The 1,780-nt window shown below is 56.0% G+C and carries 1 rRNA gene; it reads left to right on the plus strand.

The features are described 5' to 3' along the window. Positions 1 to 1,780: ribosomal RNA gene (locus tag AB0C46_RS40670) — 23S ribosomal RNA — on the plus strand; the annotation flags it as partial.

The raw sequence follows: 1,780 nt of genomic DNA on the forward strand, positions 1-1,780 counted from the left end.
TGTGATGGGTAGGGGAGCGTCGTGTGCCGGGTGAAGCAGCCGTGGAAACGAGTTGTGGACGGTTCACGAGTGAGAATGCAGGCATGAGTAGCGATACACACGTGGGAAACGTGTGCGCCGATTGACTAAGGGTTCCTGGGTCAAGCTGATCTGCCCAGGGTAAGTCGGGACCTAAGGCGAGGCCGACAGGCGTAGTCGATGGACAACCGGTTGATATTCCGGTACCCGCTTTGAAACGCCCAATATCGAATCCATTAATGCTAAGGCCGTGAAGCCGGCCTGGAGTCTTCGGACAAAGGGACGTGGTGGAGCCGCCGATCCAAGGTGGTAGTAGGTAAGCGATGGGGTGACGCAGGAAGGTAGTCCAGCCCGGGCGGTGGTTGTCCCGGGGTAAGGGTGTAGGCCGTGTGGTAGGTAAATCCGTCACATGTTAAGGCTGAGACCTGATGCCGAGCCGATTGTGGTGAAGTGGATGATCCTATGCTGTCGAGAAAAGCCTCTAGCGAGTTTCATGGCGGCCCGTACCCTAAACCGACTCAGGTGGTCAGGTAGAGAATACCGAGGCGTTCGGGTGAACTATGGTTAAGGAACTCGGCAAAATGCCCCCGTAACTTCGGGAGAAGGGGGGCCATTGCTGGTGATGAGTCTTGCACTCTGAGCTGGTGGTGGCCGCAGAGACCAGCGAGAAGCGACTGTTTACTAAAAACACAGGTCCGTGCGAAGCCGTAAGGCGATGTATACGGACTGACGCCTGCCCGGTGCTGGAACGTTAAGGGGACCGGTTAGTCAACTTTCGGGTTGGCGAAGCTGAGAACTTAAGCGCCAGTAAACGGCGGTGGTAACTATAACCATCCTAAGGTAGCGAAATTCCTTGTCGGGTAAGTTCCGACCTGCACGAATGGCGTAACGACTTCTCGACTGTCTCAACCATAGGCCCGGTGAAATTGCATTACGAGTAAAGATGCTCGTTTCGCGCAGCAGGACGGAAAGACCCCGGGACCTTTACTATAGCTTGATATTGGTGTTCGGTTCGGCTTGTGTAGGATAGGTGGGAGACTTTGAAGCGGCCACGCCAGTGGTTGTGGAGTCATTGTTGAAATACCACTCTGGTCGTGCTGGATGTCTAACCTGGGTCCGTGATCCGGATCAGGGACAGTGTCTGGTGGGTAGTTTAACTGGGGCGGTTGCCTCCTAAAGAGTAACGGAGGCGCCCAAAGGTTCCCTCAGCCTGGTTGGCAATCAGGTGTTGAGTGTAAGTGCACAAGGGAGCTTGACTGTGAGACTGACGGGTCGAGCAGGTACGAAAGTAGGGACTAGTGATCCGGCGGTGGCTTGTGGAAGCGCCGTCGCTCAACGGATAAAAGGTACCCCGGGGATAACAGGCTGATCTTCCCCAAGAGTCCATATCGACGGGATGGTTTGGCACCTCGATGTCGGCTCGTCGCATCCTGGGGCTGGAGTCGGTCCCAAGGGTTGGGCTGTTCGCCCATTAAAGCGGTACGCGAGCTGGGTTTAGAACGTCGTGAGACAGTTCGGTCCCTATCCGCTGTGCGCGTAGGAGTATTGAGAAGGGCTGTCCCTAGTACGAGAGGACCGGGACGGACGAACCTCTGGTGTGCCAGTTGTCCTGCCAAGGGCATGGCTGGTTGGCTACGTTCGGAAAGGATAACCGCTGAAAGCATCTAAGCGGGAAGCCTGCTTCGAGATGAGTACTCCCACCCCCTTTGAGGGGTTAAGGCTCCCAGTAGACGACTGGGTTGATAGGCCAGATATGGAAGCC

Origin of the sequence: Streptomyces sp. NPDC048637 (assembly GCF_040650675.1) — a bacterium.
GTDB lineage: Bacteria > Actinomycetota > Actinomycetes > Streptomycetales > Streptomycetaceae > Streptomyces.